The 21,404-nt window shown below is 64.2% G+C and carries 10 protein-coding genes; 3 read left to right on the top strand and 7 right to left on the bottom strand.

Annotation, left to right across the window (positions count from 1 at the left end; all coding sequences use genetic code 11):
* Window positions 1–108: 108 nt before the first annotated feature.
* The 3 genes from ACJ8PN_RS23875 to fes are packed head-to-tail and all read right to left on the bottom strand — an operon-like array spanning window position 109 to window position 5,640.
* On the bottom strand, window positions 109–4,053 hold the full coding sequence (locus tag ACJ8PN_RS23875; RefSeq protein WP_351108746.1) for an enterobactin synthase subunit F: 3,945 nt from the start codon (window positions 4,051–4,053) through the stop codon (window positions 109–111).
* Between the two features lie 32 nt (window positions 4,054–4,085).
* Window positions 4,086–4,292 (bottom strand): MbtH family protein, encoded by a 207-nt coding sequence (locus tag ACJ8PN_RS23880; protein WP_004930023.1) that lies wholly within the window; start codon window positions 4,290–4,292, stop codon window positions 4,086–4,088.
* Window positions 4,267–5,640: an enterochelin esterase gene (gene fes / locus ACJ8PN_RS23885; RefSeq protein ID WP_442535284.1), complete on the bottom strand. Its 1,374-nt coding sequence runs from the start codon at window positions 5,638–5,640 to the stop codon at window positions 4,267–4,269. The genes ACJ8PN_RS23880 and fes overlap by 26 nt, the downstream gene beginning before the upstream one ends.
* A 284-nt stretch (window positions 5,641–5,924) precedes the next feature.
* Between fes and ACJ8PN_RS23890 the strand changes: the two genes are divergently transcribed.
* Window positions 5,925–8,207 carry a TonB-dependent siderophore receptor gene (locus tag ACJ8PN_RS23890; protein WP_411261860.1) on the top strand — a complete coding sequence of 761 codons (2,283 nt, stop codon included), beginning with the start codon at window positions 5,925–5,927 and terminating at the stop codon, window positions 8,205–8,207.
* 59 nt (window positions 8,208–8,266) lie between these two features.
* On the opposite strand, the gene ACJ8PN_RS23895 is transcribed toward ACJ8PN_RS23890, so the two are convergent.
* The 3 genes from ACJ8PN_RS23895 to ACJ8PN_RS23905 all read right to left on the bottom strand — a co-directional run bounded on the left by ACJ8PN_RS23895 (window position 8,267) and on the right by ACJ8PN_RS23905 (window position 14,628).
* Window positions 8,267–9,499: a YncE family protein gene (locus tag ACJ8PN_RS23895; protein WP_442535285.1), complete on the bottom strand. Its 1,233-nt coding sequence runs from the start codon at window positions 9,497–9,499 to the stop codon at window positions 8,267–8,269.
* A gap of 47 nt (window positions 9,500–9,546) precedes the next feature.
* A complete protein-coding gene (locus tag ACJ8PN_RS23900) occupies window positions 9,547–12,456 on the bottom strand; it encodes a condensation domain-containing protein (RefSeq protein ID WP_442535286.1) in 2,910 nt (969 codons plus the stop codon).
* 78 nt (window positions 12,457–12,534) lie between these two features.
* A complete protein-coding gene (locus ACJ8PN_RS23905) occupies window positions 12,535–14,628 on the bottom strand; it encodes a TonB-dependent receptor (protein WP_171453194.1) in 2,094 nt (697 codons plus the stop codon).
* Window positions 14,629–15,163: 535 nt separating this feature from the next.
* Between ACJ8PN_RS23905 and ACJ8PN_RS23910 the strand changes: the two genes are divergently transcribed.
* Window positions 15,164–16,774, top strand: a complete 1,611-nt coding sequence (locus ACJ8PN_RS23910) for a condensation domain-containing protein (protein WP_442535287.1) — start codon at window positions 15,164–15,166, stop codon at window positions 16,772–16,774.
* 64 nt (window positions 16,775–16,838) lie between these two features.
* A complete protein-coding gene (locus ACJ8PN_RS23915; protein WP_351108735.1) occupies window positions 16,839–19,934 on the top strand; it encodes an amino acid adenylation domain-containing protein in 3,096 nt (1,031 codons plus the stop codon).
* Between the two features lie 43 nt (window positions 19,935–19,977).
* Here the strand turns inward: ACJ8PN_RS23915 and ACJ8PN_RS23920 are convergent, their stop codons facing one another.
* Window positions 19,978–21,321 (bottom strand): condensation domain-containing protein, encoded by a 1,344-nt coding sequence (locus ACJ8PN_RS23920; RefSeq protein WP_351108732.1) that lies wholly within the window; start codon window positions 21,319–21,321, stop codon window positions 19,978–19,980.
* Between the last annotated feature and the right edge of the window lie 83 nt (window positions 21,322–21,404).

Below are 21,404 nucleotides of genomic sequence, written 5' to 3' on the forward strand. Positions count from 1 at the left end.
AAATCAATAATGATAATAAAACTCATTGATATTCAATTGTGAGCGACCGCAAGAAACGCCGCCAAACGCGGGGCAATCCCCGTGCCTGGCGGCGGGATGAGGGCGTCATTACAGCGTGCGCAAGATCCGGTTCAGCAGCGGCCCCAGCACTTTGAACGACGCCGGCGAAACGATATCGACGTGCGCACAGTCCAGCTCGTGCGCCTGCAGCGCATCGACGTACTGCGACCAGGTTTGCTGCACGTCCATCCCTTCCTGCAGCGTGCGTTTGGCGACGAACAGCGTCGCCTGGCCGTGGAAACGGGCGGTCCGCGTGTGCGATAACAACCGCACCGAATCGGCGTAGTTGGCTTCAATATTGTCGAACATCGCCGTGCGCGTTTCGCCCAGCGCCGGATCGAGCGTGTCCTGCGACACCGCCAGGAACTGCTCGCGCTCGCGCTGCACTTCCTTCAACACGTTGTCGTCCAGCATCACGTCCCAGTTTTGGGTCTCCGGCGGATAGGTATCCAGCAGGCCGAGGAACGCCACCTGCTCGCCGCGCGCCTGCAGCCGGGCGGCGATGCCCTGCGCCAGCGTGCCGCCGAGCGAATAACCGATGAAGTGGTACGGCCCGTGCGGCTGCACCTGCAACACCGTCTGCAGGTGGGCCTCCACCACCTGATCCATATCTTCGCTCAGCGCCAGCGGGCCATCCGGCCGCGGCGACTGAATGCCGACCAGCGACCAGTGCTGGTCGAGATAGCGCGGCAATACGCTGAACTGCCAGGAGAAGCCGGATGCCGGATGCAGACAGAACAGCGTCGGCCCCTCGGTGACGCGCAGCGGCAATACGCTGTCGAAGCCGCTGCGATCGGCCTCTTCCTGCGTGCGATCCTCCGCCAGCAAGGCGGCCAGTTGCTCAACGCGCGACGCCACCATCACCTGGCCGACGGACACCGCCTTGCCCAGATCGCGGCGCAGCTCCGCCGCCAGGCGCATCGCCAGCAGCGAATGGCCGCCGAGCGCGAAGAAATCGTCGTCGGCGAACACCTGCTCGCGCTGCAGCAAACGGGCGAATACCGCCGCGATCTCGCTTTCCAACCCGGCCTGCGGCGGCCGCCCCGCCTTGCGCTCACCGCCCTGCGGCTGCGGCAACGCCTTGCGATCCAGCTTGCCGTTGGCGCTCAGCGGCAAATCGCTCATTTCCACCAACGCCACCGGCACCATGTGCGGCGGCAGGCGGTCGGCCAGCGCCGCACGCAAAACTTCCGCATCCCAGCTCGCGCCGGGTTGCATCACCAGATAGCCCACCAGCTGGCGCGCATCGCCGCCGGCGTCCACCGGCGTGCCCTGCAACACCAGCGCGTGCGTCACCGCCTGGCGCACGCCCGGCAGCGACAGCAAGGCGTGATCGATTTCACTCAGCTCGATACGCTGCCCACGGATCTTCAGCTGATCGTCGCTGCGGCCCAAATATTCCACCGCGCCGTCCGGCAGCCAGCGCGCCACGTCGCCGGTGCGGTACATCCGTCCGCCCTCGCCGAACGGGTCGGCGACAAAGCGGCTGGCGGTCAGATCCGGCCGGCCAAGGTAGCCGTGCGCCAGCTGCACGCCGGTCAGATACAGATCGCCCGCCACGCCCGGCGGCACCGGCCGCAGGCGCGCGTCAAGAATGCGCAGCCCGGTGTTCCATACCGGCAGGCCGATCGGCACGTTGGCGCCGGTCACCTTCGCCAGCGCGTCGCCGTAGGCCGGATGCCAGGTTACGTCCACCGCCGCTTCGGTCGGGCCGTAGAGGTTGTGCAACGGCACCGCCGTGCGGCTTTGCCACAGGCGGCACAGCTCCGCCGGCAGCGCTTCACCGCTGCAGAACACCTGGCGCAACGCGACGCAGTTCGCCACCGCCGCGTCGTCGTCCAGGGCGGCCACGAAAGCCGCCAGCATCGACGGCACGAAGTGCATCGTGGTAATGCGGTGTTGCGCGATCAGCTGTTGCAGCTGCTGCGGATCGCGGTGCGCCTCCGGCGGCGCCATCACCAGCCGGGCGCCGACCATCAGCGGCCAGAAGAATTCCCACACCGAGACGTCGAAACTGCATGGCGTTTTCTGCAGCACCGCGTCGTCCGCCCCCAGCGGATACTGATGCTGCATCCACAGCAAGCGGTTGACGATCGCCTGATGGCCGACCAGCACGCCTTTCGGGCGCCCGGTGGAGCCGGAGGTAAAGATGATATAGGCCGCATGATCCGGCGTCGGGCCCGCGATCGCCACCCCATCGGCGTGATCGGCCGCCAGCGGCGCGTCATACAGCAAGATTTCGCCCTTGTCGGCGAAACGCGCCTGCTGCGCCGGGCTGGTGATGACCAGCCGGGGCGCGGCGTCTTCCAGCATCATCGCCAGCCGCTCGTCCGGATAACCGGTGTCCAGCGGCAGGTAGGCGGCGCCCGCTTCCACGATCGCCATCAACGCCAGCGACAGGAACACCGAGCGCGGCAGCGCCACCGCCACGATGTCGCCCGGCCGTACGCCCTGCACAACCAGCTGGCGCGCCAGCGCCGTGACCTGTTCGCGCGTTTCGCGGTAGGTGAAGCTGAAATGCGCATCCGCCAGCGCCGGCGCGTTCGGCGTGCTTTGCGCCTGCTGCGCCAGCAGTTGGCTCAGCGTGGTCGCCGGCACGGGATGCGCCGTGTCGTTGACCCGCGCCAGCAGCGCGCGATCGTCGGCGGTCAGCATGTCGGCTTCGCCGATCGGCAACATTGCCTGCGCGGCGAACTGCGCCAGCAGCAGCGGCAACCGCTGCAGATGCGCCAGCAGTTCCTGACGGCTGTAACGCTCGGCGTTGGCCAGCAGCTCCACCTTCAGCTGATGGTGTTCGTCGATAAACAGCGCAATCTCCAGATCGCGCACCGGCCCGGAGGCCAGATCGTGGGTAATGCCTTCGATACCGGCGAAGTCCAGCTGGTAATCGAACATTTTGAAGTTGAAGACCGTGCCGTACAGCGGTTCGCCGTCGCCGATGCGCCCCAGATCGCGCTGCACCTGTTCGGCGTCGTAGCGCTGATGGCGGCGCACCGTTTTCAGCTCGCGGCTGATGCGGGCTGCGGCCTCATACAGCGTGGCCTGCGGCTCGAGGTGCATCTCCATCGGCAACACGTTGATCACCGGGCCGGCGGCGCACAGGGCGGCCGATCCGGTACGGCGCATGAAGATAAAACCGGCGCTGAAGCTCGGTTGGCCGCTCAGACGCGACACCCACAGCGCCACCAGCGCCACCGCCATATCGGCGGCGTTCAGCTTCTGCTGCGCGCCGCACTGCACCAGTTCGGCGAAGGCCTGCGGATCGCAGCGCTGTTCCAGCCGGTGGATGCGCGGCGTGGGCGTTTGCCCGGCCAGCGGCTGCGGGCAGAGCGTGGCCGGTGGCGGCAGCTGCCGTGCTTTTTCGAGCCAGAAATCGGCGTCGCGCTGCCAGGCCGGGGCCTGCCGGTAAGCCTGGTATTCCGCCACCACGTCGCTGAACGCCGTGAAAGGCGTCGGTTCCAGCGCGTCGCCGCGGCAAAGATGGGTGTAAATCGCCGCCACGCGGCGCGCGATGGCGGTGAAGCTGAAACCGTCCACCAGCAGATGGTGATAGCGCTGATACCAGAACCAGCGGTCATCCGCCAGACGCATCACCACATGACGATACAGCGGCGCGCCGCTGCCGGCGCGCAGATCGCCCGCCAGATCGATGTCCATCAGCGCGCGCGCGGCGGCTTCAGGGTCCGGCGACGTTGTCAGATCGACAAGTTCCGGCTCGTGCACCGCCAGCGCGTCGTCCAGCCATTGCACCGGCACGCCGTCGCGTTCCGCAAAACGCAGGCGCAGCATGTCCACCTCGCCCAGGCCCTGAATGATGGCCTGCAGCAGAGGCTCCACGGCGACAGGGCCGTTGAGTTCGATGGCGTGAGCCACCGCGTAGGCATTGCGATGCGGGGAGATTTGATCGGCGACCCAGATGCCGGGTTGCGCCGCGACCAGCGGCCATTCGCCCGCAAGCGCCGGGCCGCTGAGAGAGTTAGGGGTGTGTGACACTGCTTATTGCTCCCGTGATTACCTGGCGCCGGTCACGCCTCGCGTGCTGCGACCGGCAGAATATCTTGCCAATGCTGTTCCAGCCATTCGGCGCACTCGAGGCGCGCCGCCGGGCCAAAGACGATCGTCCACTCGGACGGAATGGCGCGGAAATCCGGCCACAAACTGTATTGTTGTTGTACGTTGCGCAGCACCAGGCTGCGCTGCTGTTGATCATCGAACGGATTCAGGCTTTCCATCATGTGTTCCTCGTGCCGTCGCCGATGCCGGGTAAGCGGTGGCGAAAGCGGAAGCCCATACCGCCTGCAGCCCATCGGTCAGGCCACTGCGCCAGCACAGCGCATCGTGCCCGCCTTCCACCACCCGGTAGTGCACCCGATGGCCGGCGTCGCTCAGGCGCGCCGCCATTTCGCCACTGACCCGATGCACCAGTTTTTCCTGCGAACCGGCTTCCATAAAGACCTTCAGCGCGCCGTGGTTGCCCAGGCCGTGGCGTTCGACCTGTTGCATCAGCCAGCAGGCGTCGTCGGGAATGCTCGGCAGCTGCAGCATGTCGCGCCGCGGCCACCAGTAGGAACCGGACTGGGTGATCACCGCGCCGAAGCGCTGCGGCCAGCGCAGCCCGGCATACAGGGAGGCCAGGCCGCCAAAGCTTTGCCCCGCCACCACCGTATCGGCCGGCTTGTCGCTGTGCGGCGCCCAGTCGGCCAGTTGCGGCATCAGTTCTTCCTGCACCGCCAGCCAGAAATCGTCCTTGCAGGTTAATTCTCGCGCCCGGTGCGGCAGATCGATGATGTCGATCAGCACATACACCGCTTCCGGCAACGCCCCCTCACGGGTCAGCTGCATCAGCGGCGCCCAAACCGGCATCTGCTTCGCCCAGAACTGGCCGTCGAGCAAGATCGCGAGCGGGCGCTCGGCCGGTTTGCTGTCGCCGGTGGTGTAGATCCAGACATCGCGGCTGTTGCCCAGGCGCTCGCTCTGCCAGGTATGACGCTGCAAACGCGCCGGCAGCGGCGGCGTGCAGCGCCCGCTGGCGATCTCATATTCGTCGAACGAACGCCATACCGGCTGCGGCGGCGCATCCGGCATGTGCAGCCCGGAGACGCTGTGACCGCTGGCGCTTTGCCAGGAGCGATACGGGTTGAGCAGATCGGGGGTAGCGCTGGCGAACACCTGGTGCCACCAGTGACGCAGGTTGTGCATGTTGGCGTACGCATCGTCGCCGCTGAACGCCGGCGGCCGCTCGTCAAAGCAGGGGATAAAGCAGTAGCTGCCGCGCCAGGCGCCGCTCAGTTCAGTCTGCCAATACCACACGTCGGTGCCGGCCAAACGCTGCAGGCTTTGCGGCGGATTCGGCTGATGGTGGTCGGTCAGGCAGTTAATGTTGATCCACACGCGACGGTAGGCGGAGGTCAATTCGCATCCCTGGGGATCGCGCCAGAAAAAGGTGGTGCGCCAGCGGCCGTTACCCGCCGGTTCTACCCATGGCGTGCCGCGTCGTGCCACCGTCAACCACCACCCTGGACTGCCCGCATTGCTGCTGGCCAATAATCTGCTGCTTTCTGACTGTAGTTCTGTATTCACAACGCCTACCCATTTTGTAGTTGGCGGCACCGGGAACGTCGACTTTTCCCTATCGCCGGCCACCGCCCGAACGCACTGTACGCCAAATACTATTGATAATAATTTGCATTTGCAATAGTGTGTAAGGCTTGGAGATCGTGCTGGTATTGCGCGCAACGGACAGGGATCGGGGATACATCAATGGCATCCCTTGCCGCAGCCGATTTTCTATTTCCGACTACACAAAAACTACAACCGCCCTTCCCCCCATTCGGCGAGGGATGGCAGCAAGGTAGGACACTCAGATGAAAAGCAAGCTATCACGTTATTCTTTAGCCACTCTTATCGGCTTGGGATTGGGCGCGTCCGCGTTCGCCAACGCCGCGCAGCAGGCTGATACCACCACCACGGAAGAGAACAGCGGCGCCACGGATAAAAAGCCGCGCGGCGAAGACACCATCGTCGTGACCGCCGCCCGGCAGAACCTGCAGGCGCCAGGGGTGTCCACCATCACCGCCGACGAGATCAAGAAACGCCCGCCGGCGCGCGACATCAGCGAACTGATCCGCACCATGCCCGGGGTTAACCTGACCGGCAACTCCACCAGCGGCCAGCGCGGCAACAATCGCCAGATCGATATCCGCGGCATGGGCCCGGAAAACACCCTGATTCTGATCGACGGCAAACCGGCCTCCAGCCGCAACTCGGTGCGTCAGGGCTGGCGCGGCGAGCGCGACTCCCGCGGCGATACCGCCTGGGTGCCGCCGGAAATGATCGAGCGCATCGAAGTGCTGCGCGGCCCGGCCGCGGCGCGCTACGGCAACGGCGCCGCGGGCGGCGTGGTCAACATCATCACCAAGAAAGCCGGCGATGCGCTGCACGGCTCGCTGAACGGCTACTTCAACGTGCCGCAGCACAAGCAGGAAGGCGCCACCAAGCGCACCGACTTCAGCCTGTCCGGCCCGCTGAGCGATTCCCTGAGCTTCCGCCTGTTCGGCGGCTACAGCAAAACGCAGGCCGACGCCTGGGACATTAACGAATCGCATAAATCCGAACGCGTCGGCGCCTACGCCAACAGCGTCCCGGCCGGGCGCGAAGGGGTAGTCGATAAAAACATCGACGCCCTGCTGCACTGGGATTTTGCCCATCTGCAGTCGCTGGAGTTCGAGTACGCTTACGGCCGCCAGGGCAACCTGTACGCCGGCGATACCCAGAACACCAACACCAACGCCCTGGTGCAGAGCAACTACGGCAAAGAGACCAACCGCATCTACCGTGAAACCTTCGGTCTGACCCATCGCGGCGCCTGGGACAACGGCGTGAGCACCAACAACTACGTGCAGTTCGAGCGCACCCGCAACACCCGCCTGAACGAGGGCTTGGCCGGCGGCACCGAAGGCATCTTCGATACCAAAAACACCGGTTTCGGCACCACCAAGCTGGACGACTTCCTGGCGCACAGCGAAGTCAGCGTGCCGTTTGAGCTGGGCGTCGCCCAGACCGCCACGCTGGGCACCGAGTGGACCCAGCAGCGGATGAAAGACGGCACCTCCACCAGCCAAACGCTGATGGGCGGCACCATTCCCGGCATGACTACCGGCACGCGCAGCCCTTACGCTTCTGCACATATCTTCTCGCTGTTCGCCGAAGACAACATTGAGCTGACCGAAACCACCATGCTGACGCCGGGCCTGCGCTACGATCTGCACTCCGAATCCGGCAACAACTGGAGCCCGGCGCTAAACCTGTCCCAGGAACTGGGTGATTACTTCACGCTGAAGATGGGCATCGCGCGTTCCTATAAAGCCCCGACGCTGTTCCAAACCAACGGCAACTACCTGCTGTACAGCAAAGGCCAGGGATGTGCCGGCAGCGATACCAAAAACGGCTGCTACCTGCTCGGCAACGACGATCTGAAAGCGGAAACCAGCGTCAACAAAGAGATCGGGCTGGAATTCCATAACGAAGGCTGGCTGGCCGGCGTGACCTACTTCCGCAACGATTACCACAACAAGATTGAGGCGGGTAACTCGCGCATCGCCACCAGCAGCACCGGCACGGCGGTCTATCAGTGGGAAAACGTACCGAAAGCGGTGGTACAAGGGCTGGAAGGCTCGCTGAACGTGCCGGTTAGCGAGACCGTCACCTGGAGCAACAACGCCACCTACATGATCGAGAACAAGAACAAGACCACCGGCGATTACCTGTCGGTGATCCCGAAGTTCACCGTCAACTCGACCCTCAGCTGGCAGGCCACGCAGGATCTGTCGATGCAGTCCACCCTGACCTGGTACGGCCGGCAGAAGCCGAAGAAGTACAACTACCAGGGTAAACCGGCCACCGGCGGCGAAACCCGCGAGGTCAGCCCTTACGCCGTCGTCGGCGCCAGCGCAACCTATGACCTGACCAAAAACGTCAGCCTCACCGCCGGCATCGACAACCTGTTCGACAAACGCCAGTTCCGCGCCGGCAACGCGCAGAACGTGGGCGATCCGAACACCGGCGCGATCAACATCGCCGGCGCGGGCGCGGCCACCTACAACGAACCGGGCCGCACCTACTACATGAGCATCAACACCCACTTCTGATGACATAACCCAACGACAAAGGGGCGCCGCGGCGCCCCTTTTTTTATCTTTCCGTTGCGTTACCTGGTGTGCAGCTGAATGCGCACCACGCTTTCCGGCTTGCCGGCCTTGGTGGAAGCGCCGTCGTTTTTCACCGTCACGAACAGCGCGTCGCCTTTCGGATCCAGCGCCAGGCTGTTAGGGTGCGGCGGCAGGTCTACGGTTTGCAGGCGCTTGAGCGTCTTGGCGTCAAACACCGTCAGCGTGCCGGCGCCGTGATCCACGCGCACGCCTTTGCGGTTGGCGACATACAGCCGCTGGCTGCGCTCATCGAGCAGCAGGCCGATCGGCACCTCATCCGTCAGCTCGCTGGCCAGCACCTTGCCGCTGTCCGCATCCAGCGCGAATACCCGGTGGCCGCTACTGCGCTTCACATAGTCGTGCCCCAGATGATGATTGCGGTAGTCGTCGCGATCGATGCCCTGATCGACGCCCAGCAGGCGATTGCTCGCCGGGTCATACACCAGGTTCAGCAGCTGATCGGCCTGTACTTCGTGCGTGGCGGTGATCGCCAGCGTGTCGGCGTTCAGGGTGATCACCTGCCCCTGCATGTTGGAGACGAATACCCGGCGGCCCTTCTCATCCAGCGTGATGCCCACCGCGTTGTAGCCGAAGCCCGGGATCACTTTCTCCAGCTTGCCGGCCTTGGTATCGACCACGTACAGCACGCTGTCAACGCCGAAACCCAGGCCCGGCAGGAACAGACGGCCGCTTTGCGCGTCATACTTGAGCTCGCGGAGGCGGTACAGGTAGTCCTCGGTGATTTTAAACTTCTTCAGCTCCGCCAACAGGAAATCCAGGCGCTTGCCGCTGATGCCCGCCTGCTTGTAAGCCTGCTCCAGCACCGTTTTGTCCAGCAGCTTGATGCTGCCCAGCGCGTGGTTGGTGGTGGTGTCCACCACCCCGACTTCGCCGTTGAAAGCCTGCGTCAGGTACAGGCGATTGCCCGCGTCGTTCAGCGCCACGCCGAAGCCTTTCACCTGCAGCGGGATCTCCGCCTTGATCGCCAGGGTGTTGGGATCCAGCCGCAGCACGCGGGAGCGCGCCTCTTCCTTCCAGTCCGGCGCGCTGACGAACAGCGCCTGTTGCGAGGTGCTGTAGGCCATCTCCACCACCGTCGACGACAGCGCCTGGCGCTTGATGTCCTGCGGTTTGATGCCGGCATCGTCGGCCTGCGCGGCGCCGGCGACCACCAGAGAGGCCGCCACCAGCAGCGACAGTAACGCGCGCGGGGTTGCTAGGGTTCCAGACATCCTTTTATCTCCTTGAAAATCATGCTTTCGGTTAGAGTGAAACAACGTCATGCCTGCGGCCCGGGCGGCAGCGCCGCCAGAGCGATATCGCCAGCGATGTGCTGCGCAAACTGGGTAAAGACGTGCTGAACGCCGTCGGCGATCAGATTGGCCTGCTCCCGGCTGTAGTGATCCTGGCGGTAGGTCATCATCACCCGCAGGGATTTCGCCCCCGCCAGATCGTCTTCCATCACCTCAAACTGCAGGCCGAGCAACGATTCGGCTTTCTCCGGCTCCACCTGACGGTAGGCGATCGCGCTGCCGTCCTGCAGCCGGAACTCGCCGTTCAGTTTGATGCGGCTGTGGATCTGGATGAACACTTCAAACATGTGGTTCTTGCGGTCAGCGTCCACGCCGAACAGCCCTTCCTCCACCAGATCGATCGGAATATCGGTGTATGGCAGCGAGCCGTTGATGGTGTTTTTCACCTGGCTGACCAAGCCGGCCACCGTCAGCCCTTCGTCGAAGCGCACGCGGTGCACCACCACAGTGGTGAAGTAGCCGACGGTATCGAAGAACTCGGCGTCGTTACGGCCGGAGGTCGAAGTGCCCACCAGCAGATCCGCCGGGCCGCCAAGCAGGCGCAGCGCCGAGGTAATCCCGGCATACACCACGTTGAACAGCGAAGCGTTATTGCGGCGAGCGAGCTGATACAGGCCTTCCGCCACGGCGGGATCGACCTCGAACTCCAGCCAGCCGCCGTTGACGTCCGCCGGCGCCGGCACCGCCGGGTGGGTAGCGGGTTCTTGCCGGAAGATCGGCTGGCCGACCGGCGCGCCGCGCAGCGCATCGAGCCAGTAGTCCAGATGTTGCTGCTGCACCCCGGAGGCCCGCTGCTGCCGGGCGAAGGTGTGGAACTGCGGCGGTTGCCCGCTCCACTGCGGCGCCTGGCCGACGACGCGATGGCGGTAGGCGACGCCCAGCTCATCCATCATCAGGTTGAGCGACCATTCATCCAGCACCACATGGTGGAACAGCAGCGACAGCAACTGCTGGCCGTTGTCCGCATCGCGCAGCAGCGTGACACGCAGCGGCAGCTCGGCGGCCAGATCGAACCGGTGCTGGCCGGCGTCGGCCAACAGGGCGGCGGCGTTGCCCGCCGGCGTCTCGTGAGAGAAGCGGAACCACTGATAATCCGGCAATTCTGCGGCCGGCACCACCACCTGCACCACCTCGCCCTGCTGCTCAACAAAGCGTGAACGCAGCACGGTATGGCGAGTCATGACGTCGATAAACGCCTGATGCAGCACCGTTTCATCCACCGCATCGAAGAAGCGCAGAGAGAACGGCAGGTTGAAAATCTCGTCATGGCCGAAGGCTTCATACACCTTCCACAGCGATTCCTGCGCCAGCGACAGCGGCGCCTGCGCCCGATCATGATCGTCGGCGGCGGCCACCGGGGCATTCGGCTGCGTGACGTTCAGGCGTTTGGCGTAGCCCGCCAGCCCACGCGCCGTCGGATGGCTGAACAGATCGTTAATGTTGATTTCGATCTGATGCAGGCTCAACAAGCGGCCGATCACCCGGGTGGCGACCAGCGAATGGCCGCCGCGATCGAAGAAGTCTTCATCCAGGGTCATTTCCGGCGCCACCAGCGCCTCACGGAACTCCTGCAAAATCAGCGGTGCAACGCTTTCGTCCGCCTCGCCGTTCGCCGCCGGCGCGGTAATCGCCGGGGAAGCGGCCTCAGCCGCCGGCAATGCGACGGCAATTCGCTGCCCGGCCAGGAAGGCGCTGAACTGCTCCAGCAGGAACGGCGCCGCGTGCGGAGACAGACGCGGGTCGGTGACCAGCTCCAGCGTCAGCGCTTCCGCCTCTGGCAAGCCCAACAGCAGCGCCAGTTCAAACGGCGTATGCAGCGGCGGCAACAACAGGCGTTCGGCGTGAACGCCTTCCATGCACCAGTCCGCAGCCAGATCGTCACGCCAGGCCACCAGCAGCTGCGCCCGCTGCGGATCCGGCTGTTCGGCCACGGCCTGCGCCAGCAGCCGCTGCCCGACGTCGCCCTCACCATGCAGCACGGTCAGGCGCATCAGCGGTGCCGCCGTCAGCCCCAGTTCCAGACCGATGCACTCCGCCGTCTCCGCCGCCGGCACGCACAGCTGCACCGCTTGCCCGCCGGCCTGTGCGGCGACGAACTCGGCAAACCGCGCCGCTACCGCCGCCAGCAAGGCCCGCGGTGTGTCGTTGGCGGGCAACAGCGAGCGCGCAATGCGCGTGACCACGCGCGCGCCCACCGGCGGCAAGGCTTCAGTGCGCGGCGCCGGGCTGCGGTAATCCTGCAGCGAGACCGCCTGGCGCGCCCAGGGCAGTTGCGGTTCCGGGATTTCCGCCAGCTCGACCGGCTGAGGGGCGAAAGACAGGGGCACTGCATCCCCGTTATAGCGAGCGGACAGCATCGCCGGCAGATGGCGCCACGGCAGCGTTTCCGCCAGGATGTCATGCAGTGCCACGCCCAAAATCACGTCATCACCCGGCGTGAGCAACAGCAGGCAGCGCAGCGGTGCTTCGCTTTCCAGTTCAAACGGTGCCGCCTGCGCTTGCAGCAGGCAGCCAATGGCGTGTTGTTCATCCGCCACCTGACGCAGGCTCACCGGCAACGGCGCCGAGCTGGCGGGGCGTTTCACCAGACCGTTTTCGTCATCAAAAACGTAGCGCATGTCCACGCCCGGCGTTTCCCGCACCAGCGCCTGCAGCGCCGCCGCCAGCCGGGCGATATCCACGTCCCCCGTCAGGCGCCAGGCCAACGCCCGCTGCCCGCGTGCGTCACCCTGTTGCAGATGGGCGAACCATGCCCGCTCTTCGGCTTCGCTCACCGGCCGCTCGCCGTTGGCCGACGCCGCGCCCAGCGCCTGAAATGCGCTCTCCAGCCGCTGGGCCTCTTCATCGCTCAGAATGCTGTCAAAATCACCGATCACTGCGTTATCTCCTTTGCCCGGCCGTGCCGGGATAGCGCATAAAACGGGGGACATGCGTCCCCCGTCATCGCGATAGCGTTAGAAATTCAGCTCAACCGCCGCGCCGACCATGCGCGGGCGCTGCTGCGTCGCGGTGTAGATGTCGTTGCCGCCAACCATGATGCGGCGCTCGGAGTCGAACAGGTTTTGCGCAAACAGCGTGGCGCGCCCATAGGCGAAGGTGTAGGCCAGTTGGGCGTTAGCCGACCAGTAGGAGCCGATGCGCCCGCGCGAATCGTTGTCATACGCCGAGTAATAGGAGTCCGAGAACGCCACGTTGGTGCTCACTTCCCACCCTTTCAGGAACTGATATTTGGCGCCCATGTTGGCGGTGTAAGCCGGCGCGCGTCCCAATTCATGCCCTTCCACGCCGCTGCCCGCGAACTTTTTGATCTTGGTCTTCAGCAGGCCGACGTTGCCAAACAGTTCGAAGTCCCAGCGCGGCTGCCAGGTGGCGCCGATTTCCGCGCCGTAGGTTTCCACCTTGTCGGCGTTGCGGATCACGCTGGAATTCTCACCCAGGTAATAAGGCAGCTGCATGTCTTTGTAATCGTTGTAAAACACGTTGCTGGTCAGCACTACGTTGGCGTCTTTCAGGTGATGGCGGGTGTACAACTCATAGTTCCAGACATACTCGGAACCGTAGGTGTAACTGACGATCGGGCTGCTGAGAGTAATGCCCGCACCGCCGGCGTTATAACCGCGAGCGATCTTGGCGCCGTAGGTTTGGGTGTCCGTCGGTTTCCAGGCCACGTCCAGCTTCGGCAGGAACACGGTGTAGGTTTCGTCGAAGTCGATGCGCACCGCCTGGCTGCCGCCGTTGCGTTGGCGATGTTCACGTTCCAGACGGCTGGCGGCAGTCACGTCCACCTGTGGCGTCAGCGCATAGGTCAGCTCGGCGAAGGCCGAGTTAGTGTCAGTTTTATCTTTAAACGTCGCGCCGCCGAAGATATTGACGAACTCATCCTGCTTGGCGTGGAAATAACGCAGCCCCGCCAACCCGTGCAGGCGGCTGTCCGCGCCGCCGAAGCGCACCACCGGTTCTACGTGCACCTCTTTGCCGCCGATGTCGGCGTACGGCAGCTTATAAGCCGTGGCGCGGTTAATGTTGAAATCGGTATAGATAACGCGGTTTTCCAACGCCAGGCCATCGGAGGCCTCCCAGGCCAGATCCCAGATCCCGCTGTTCACATTGCTTTTGAACACCGGCCGACGGATGTCGTGACGCGCACTCGCAGGATGCGGCTGCGGGTTGAGACTTTCGTTCTGCGGCGCAGTGCTGCCAAAGTGGTTAAAGGTCAGCTTGGTAGTCAGATCGCGCAAACCGGCCGGGTTGAACAGCAGCTTGGCGCGTGCGGTGGTGGCCTCCACCTCACGCGGATCGCCCACCGGTTCATAGGCCGGCAGGTCAGCGTCGCTGCGGCGGCGCTGGCGATCGACACTGACGCGGAACGCCAGCTGGTCTTCCACCAGCGGGCCGGACGCCATGGCGGCCAACTGCGAGGAGTGCTGGTTGCCGGCCCCGCCCTTGAAGGCGCTTTCCCATTCGAAGGTCGGGTCTTTACTGGCCATGACGATGGCGCCGGCGATGGCATTGCGCCCCTGAATATAACTTTGCGGGCCGCGGAACACTTCAACGCGATCCAGATCCCACAGCGATTGCGGTCCGTAGGCTTGTTCGTTATAGGTCAGCGAACGGCCGTCCAACGACAGGTTGAGGCGCGGCCTGGTGCCGCTGAGAAAAGCGCCGGCACCGGTGGTCGGGCCGGAACCGTCAACGCCACGCACGGTTGGCAGATCGTTGCCGATGCCGACATCCACCACGTTGGGTGTCATGCGCAGCAAATCGGGAACCTGTGTCGCATTAGGCATCGAGGCGATGCGGTTGCTGTCGAACACTTCAACGCTGGAGCCGGTGTCGAAAATGGAACGTTTGATCTTCTCACCGGTGACCAGCAGCGTTTCCGCATCCTGGTAGGTTTCGTTGCTCTTCGTTTCCGCCGCGTTGACGTTACCGATCGCCAGTGAACAAACCCCTAAAAATACGGAGGAAAACGCCCCAATGGCTTTCATCCCCGTCTTTTCCCCGTTTCCTACGCTTTCATGCCGTTGAGCCGCAAAATGCTTGCCCATAGATGTCTTCTCCTTTCATCCCAGAGGTGCACAAAATTTGATTTTTTTTTACACAACCTACATCGACACTCACACAGACCATGACGCTGCGGCCTTCCCGGCCTTGCTGTTGCTTATCCCTGCGGCAAACCCATGTCTTTCGCGGCCGAACGGGCGCGGCCCCGTCCACGGCCAAGCCGCCGGCGAAGCGGCCGGCAGCTTGTATAAAAACGTAAAATAGTGTTAAGAATGATAATATTTTGCATTTTTTAATGCAAATCATTATCAATAAAGGTGTGAGGCCGGGCGTGATCACCGCCAGAAACCCTTATATTTTCGCAGGAAAAACCAGCGCTGCAATAACAAGCAATCATTTCAATGCTAAGAATAATATAGATAAATTATTCACGCCTAACGCCCTGCCTGCCCGGCATCGCTCAAACCCCTTATAGATAGCACCTCCGCGCTAAATGGATCAAATAATAATAATTTTCATTCCTATTAACATTTGGATATATTCTTGCAGTCTCGTTGGCTGAATCAAAATGGATACCCGATGAAAGCTTTGACCACGATGCAGGCCGCCTATTGGGTAGGCCGACAGTCCGCTCCTCCTCTCGGCGGCATGGCCGCCCACCTGTATGCGGAATTCGACGGCGGCGAGCTGAACATCGCCCGGCTGCGCCAGGCCGTCGAGGCGCTGTATCTGCGCCATCCGCTGTTACGCCTGCGCATTACCGACGATGGCAGGCAGACGATCGCACCTCCCAGCTCCCGGCATACTTTGCATCTCGACGACTGGCGACACGCCGATGAAACGACGCTGGCGGCCGCGCTCGCCGCCAAACGCCAGGCGAAAAGCACCCAGTTGCTGCCGCTGGAACAGGGCGTTCCCTGCGATATCAGCCTGAGCCTGTTGCCGGAAGGACGCAGCCGCCTGCACGTCGATCTCGACATGATCGCCGGCGATGCCATGAGCTTTCGCTTGTTGATGGAAGATCTGACGGCGTTTTATCACCAGTGCCCGGCGGCACCCTCCCATGACACGCCGCCGGCCTACTTCGATCACCTCGAACGACGCGACGCCGACGTGGCGCTGCGCCAACGGCGCGAACGCGGCCAGCGTTGGTGGCGTGAACGCCTGGCGCAGATGCCGCCGGCGCCGCGCCTGCTGCGCACGCCGGACCGCTGCCGCAGCGATCGTTTGGCCATACAGCTGAATGCAGAAGAAAGCCGCGCGCTGGAAAACGTCGCCAAACGGCATCACACCTCCCTCTCGACGCTGTTTCTGGCGCTGTTCGCGCTGGCCGTCGGTCAGGGTTGGAACATGACGCGCTTCCGGCTCAACGTGCCGCTGTTCCACCGCGAGAGCGAACGGGAGGACGCACATCGCCTCATCGGCGATTTCTCTAACCTGGTGCTGCTCGGCGTGGAACTGAACCCGACGGAAAACCTGAACGCCTTCTGCCGACGCTTGATGACGCAGCTGGCGGAGCTGATCGAGCATGCGGATTACCCCGGCGTCAGCGTGATGCGCGATCTGTCGCGCCTGCACGGCAGCCTGCAGCCTTCGCCGGTGGTGTTTACCGCCGGTTTCGGCATCCGCGGCAAAACGCTGTTTTCCGAACGGGTCACCAACACCTTTGGCCGTCTCGGCTGGGTGATCTCTCAGGGGCCGCAGGTGGCGCTGGATGCGCAGGTCGCCCACGTCGACGACGGCATTCTGATCAACTGGGACGTGCGGCTGGACGCGTTCCCCGAGCACGTGCTGCCGCGCCTGCTGGCCTGTTACCGGGCGCTGCTGCACCTGGCCGCGCGGCAAGCGGGGGCATTCGATCGCCCGCTGTCGCAGCTGCTGGCGCAATGCACGCCCGATGTGCTGGCGCGGCAGGCGCCGGTGCGCCAGGTGCTGCACCGGCTGCTGGCGCGGGTGGCTCCCGAGGCCAGTGTGCGCGACCACGACGATATCCGCCGGTTGGCCTTGCCGGATGCCGGGGTGAACGCGCTGCTGACGGTGCTCAACAAGTATCTGGCGGCGGCGCTGACGGCGCAGGATCTGACGGCGCATCCCTCCCCGGCTGCGCTGGCGGCGTTGATCTGCCAACGGTCGCCCGAGGCAGGAAGGCATGCGAAAACGCTGCTCGCCGCGCTGGCGCCGCAGCACTGAGATCGGTTTCCGGGCGCACGGCGCCCGGCTCGTTTTAATCGGTTAGCGACTATAGGGAAGTACCATGGAGACACCATTAACCGCACTGCAGCAGGCCTACCTTCTGGGCCGCAGCGATCGATGGCCGCTCGGCGGCGTAGCGATGCACGACTTTCGCGAATACCGCGCCCGGCAGCAGGATGTACCGCGCCTTGAAGCGCGCCTGACCGAGCTGGTACAGCACTACCCGGCGCTTCGCACCTGCATCGATGTGCAGCGCGGCACGCAGCACGTACGCCCGGAAACCACGCTGCATCTGGATCGCCACGATCTTCGCGCCCTGGGTGGCGAAGCGGCGCAGCGCCAGGTCGAACAGCTGCGCGAGCGTTACTCCCACCAGCGCCACGATCCGAGCCAACCGCTGTGGCGCATCGCCGTGATCCAACTTGCCGAACAGCAGGATCCGACGGGATCGCCGTACGATACGCTGATCTTTACCAGCTTTGATGCCTTGATCCTCGACGGCCAGGGGATCTCCACCGTGATCGCGCGCCTGTTCGACGATCGCCCTCTGACGTCGACCGCCGCCGCACTGCCGCCCCCCGCCGCATCGGCGGCGCAGCGCCAGGCCGATGCCGCCTACTGGCGTGAAAAGCTGCAGGATGTCACCACCCCGTCGGCACTGCCGTGGCGCGCCCCGCTCGCCAATCTCACCTCATCACGCTATCGCCGCGCCACCTTGACGCTACCGCGCGATACGGTAAAACAGCTTGGCCGCCTGGGATCGCCGCATGCGCTGCTGCGCAACAGCCTGCTGTCGGCGCTGGTCCTCGATACGCTGGCCCACTGGACCACCGACGGTGAGCTGTGCGTCGGGGTGCCGGTAGCGTTCCCCGCCGCCGATGGTGCCCTGGGCAACGCCTCCAGCTTCGTGGCGGTGCGCTATTCCCGTCACGGCGAAGATTTTATCCAGCGCGCGCAAGCCCTGCAGGACGACGTGCTCGGCGCGCTCGACCACCTGACGTTTTCCGGCGTCGATCTGGCGCGGCAGTTGCTCGGCCAAAGCCAGGGCGGCCCGGCGCTGCCGGTGATCCTGACCAACTGTCTGGGTTGGGAAACGCTGCCGGCCGAGGCGCCGGTGCGCTTCCACGACGGCCTGACCCAAACGCCGCAGGTCGCCATCGATATTCGCCTGACGCTGGACAGCGAAAAAAACCTGCAGCTGTGCGTGGACTACGCCGAACAGGCGCTGCACGGCGAGCAGGTAGAAGCCATGCTGGCGGCATTACAGCGACGCATCCTGCGCAGTTGCCAACGCGCCGACCTGGCGATCGCGCCGCGAGATTTCATCGATCTGGCGCATTATCGCCACAATGACAGCGAAGCGAATTACGCGCCTTATCCTTATCTGGCGCAGCTGGCCGAGCGGCTGTTTGGCGCACAAAACGGCGGCAACGCGCTGATCTGCGGCGAACAGACGCTGACCTACCGCGAACTGGGCCAGCGGATCGCCACGGCGATCGCCAACCTGCAAAGCCGCGGCGTGCAACCGGGCAACGTGGTAGCGTTGTATCTGCCGCGCAGCCCAGAACAGATCATCTTCAGCCTCGCCTGCGCCCTGCAGGGGGTGATCTGGGTGCCTATCGATATCAACTCACCGCCGGAACGCACCGCCTACCTGCTGGAGAACTGCCGGCCGACGTTGGTGGTGCACGGCGGCGATCTGGAGACGCCGATCGGCGTGACGCCGGCGATCCTGCTGGCGCCGACGGATCGCGCACCTGCGCTGCCGGATGAACAGACGTTGGTGGAACGCAGCGCCAGCCTGGCCGCAAGCTACTACCTGTATACCTCCGGCACCACCGGCAAGCCCAAATGCGTGGTGCTCAACAACCGCGCCACCGCCAACGTTATCCACCAGACCCAGCAGCGCTGGGCGGTCACCGCCGACGACGTGTTCATTTCCGTCACGCCGCCGCACCATGACATGTCGATGTTCGATCTGTTCGGTTCGCTGTGCGCCGGCGCTACGCTGGTGCTGCCGGCGCCGCATCAGGAAAAAGACGCCATCAGCTGGAACCAGCTGGTGGAAAAACATCGGGTCAGCCTGTGGTGTTCGGTGCCGGCCATTCTGGAGATGCTGCTCACCTGCAAAACGGCCGACAGCCTGCGTTCGCTGCGTCTGGTGGCGCAAGGCGGCGACTACATCAAGCCGGCGACGGTGCAAACCCTGCGAACTCTGCGCCCGGATCTCGCGCTGTTCTCGCTCGGCGGGCCGACCGAAACCACCATCTGGAGCATCTGGCATCCTATCACCCCGCAGGAGAGCGGCACTGTGCCTTACGGCCGCCCGCTGCCCGCCAACCGTTATTTCATCTGCCATGACGACGGCAGCCATTGCCCGGCCGGCGTGGTCGGCCGCATCCATACCGCCGGGGTCAACCTGGCGTTGGGCTACCTGGAGCAGGGTGAGCTGAGGCAGCACGATTTCATCATCCTCGAAGGGCCGGACGGACAACCGCTGCGCGCTTTCCGCACTGGCGATCAGGGTTACTATCGCGCGGACGGCAACATCATGTTCGCCACCCGAGTGAACGGCTATGTGAAGATCCGCGGCGTGCGCGTCTCGCTGCCGGAAATCGAAGACGTGCTGCGCCGCCATCCGGCGATCCTGGATATGGTGGTGGTGGATTATCCCAGCGGAGAGAACAACGAGGCGGCGCTCGGCGCCCTGTATCTGACCCGCGACGGCAAACCGCTGCCGCTGTCCGAGATCCGCGCCTTCGCTACCGGCTATCTGCCCTGTACCCATATTCCCACGCGCTTTATCCATGCCGAGGCGCTGCCGTTGTCTGCCAACGGTAAAACCGACCGCCATCGCATCCGCGCCGACCTGAGCCACCAGCAAACCGCGCCGGCGTTAAACGCCTGCGCGGCCCCGCCGCCGAACGCGCCGCTGGCGCGCAGCGCCGAGATCCTGACCATTTACTGGCAGGCGATCGGCGTGACCCCGCGCCCGGAATGGGGGGAAGAGACGGCGTTTATCGCCATGGGGCTGAAGCTGCCGCATATCAAACAGGTGGCGTCGCGCCTCAATGACGCTTTCGGCACCCGTCTGGTAAGCAGTTCGCTCTTGCCGTGCAAGAACGCGCGCGAAGTGGCGGCGTTGCTGGCCAGCTGAAGCCCTGCCACTCGGGCGGGAGCATCCTCCCGCCCGCACTTTCTCAGGCGGGCAACGCCGTCAGGGCCGCCAGCGGTCGCCCCCAGGCTTCCCGCTGCAGCGCACGCAACAGAAATTCTTGCAGCGCCTCGCCATAGTCCAGCGCATCCTCCGTCGGAAACTGCTCCAGATAGATATCGATATCCACCTGCAGATCGCGGGCGTCGGTGCGGCCGCGATAAGTCAGGTTGAAACCGTCGCCCGAGCCGCCGGCCAATACGCTGCGCGTACCGCTGCAGCCGGTGAAACGGGGCGCATCGAAGGGTTGCACGTTGATGAAAGGGGAAATAAAGAAGCGCGAGTCCGGAGCCACTCCGCGATCGACGGCCAGTTGCCGCAGCCGGTAGCCGGCGTGGCTGCGCAGCTCCCGCAGTTGCTGCGTCAGAGCGGTGAGAAAGCTCCCCAACGTCTCCGCTTGCGACGATGACACCAGCAGCGGCAGGGTATTGACCGCCAGCGAAGGCACGTTGGTGGCGGCCTGCCCACGGCGATTCAGCGCCGGCATCCACATCGGCAGCGTATCGCCCTGCCGGGTACAGCGCGGCATCACCTGAAACAGCCAGGCCGCCGACAGCGCCACCAGCAAGTCGGGCCAATTGATGCCGCTGCGCTCCGCCAACTGCGCCAGACAGTGCGACACTGCCGCCGACAGCCGGTGATGGGTGCTCAAACGCCGTACGCCATAGGCCTCACCGCCCTTGCGTACCGTCGGCAGCGCCTGTGACGGCGGCAAATAGGTCTGCCAAAAGCGCCGATCGCGCTCGCATCGCTCAGAATCAGCGTAGGCCAGCTCGGCCTGTTGAAAGGGTCCAAATGCGCCCAGAGGGATACCCGCGTTGCCCTGGCCGAGGTAGTGCGCATATAACGCGGCGCAGCGGTGTTCGATCAGGGCCATACCGAAGCCATCAATCAGAATATGGTGCGCACGCACGTACCAGAGGTAGCGCTCCGGCCCCAGTTTGAGCAGCCAGGCTGCGGCTAGCGGCTCGCTATGCAGCGCCCGGCGCTGCGCGATATCTTCGCGCATCAGGCTTTGCGCCGCCTGCCAGGGATCGCCGTGTGTTTGCAGATCGATGCGTTGCAATGGCGGTGTGCACTGTGGATCGTAACGTAACGACGGAGGAACGTCGCCATGCCGCTCACCAAAGCGCAAGGCAAACGCCTGCGTCTCGGCGAGCGTGGTGGCGATCGCCCGGCAGAGCGTCTCTTCCTCTACCGCGCCACACAGTTCGGTGCAATGTGCGACGGTGGACAGAGTCTGCCCAGGATGCAAGGTGTGTTCTTCCCAGAAATCAAGCTGCGCTGGCGCCAGCGGCAACCATTCAGAGGCCAAAGCGGTGTCCGACATGTTACCTACCTTTGATAAGCCTGAATAAAGACGCCGAACGGGCGTAACCCCACCGTTCAACGGCTTTGCGTGTCTCCATACAT

It is taken from the genome of Serratia sp. CY76391 (assembly GCF_052166695.1).
Taxonomy (GTDB): domain Bacteria; phylum Pseudomonadota; class Gammaproteobacteria; order Enterobacterales; family Enterobacteriaceae; genus Serratia; species Serratia nematodiphila.

Coding starts and splice junctions, on each gene's coding strand:
- ACJ8PN_RS23905 (WP_171453194.1), bottom strand. CDS start 14,628: ATGGGCAAGCATTTTGCGGCTCAACGGCATGAAAGCGTAGGAAACGGG.
- ACJ8PN_RS23910 (WP_442535287.1), top strand. CDS start 15,164: ATGAAAGCTTTGACCACGATGCAGGCCGCCTATTGGGTAGGCCGACAG.
- ACJ8PN_RS23920 (WP_351108732.1), bottom strand. CDS start 21,321: ATGTCGGACACCGCTTTGGCCTCTGAATGGTTGCCGCTGGCGCCAGCG.
- ACJ8PN_RS23880 (WP_004930023.1), bottom strand. CDS start 4,292: ATGGAAAGCCTGAATCCGTTCGATGATCAACAGCAGCGCAGCCTGGTG.
- ACJ8PN_RS23895 (WP_442535285.1), bottom strand. CDS start 9,499: ATGTCTGGAACCCTAGCAACCCCGCGCGCGTTACTGTCGCTGCTGGTG.
- ACJ8PN_RS23890 (WP_411261860.1), top strand. CDS start 5,925: ATGAAAAGCAAGCTATCACGTTATTCTTTAGCCACTCTTATCGGCTTG.
- ACJ8PN_RS23915 (WP_351108735.1), top strand. CDS start 16,839: ATGGAGACACCATTAACCGCACTGCAGCAGGCCTACCTTCTGGGCCGC.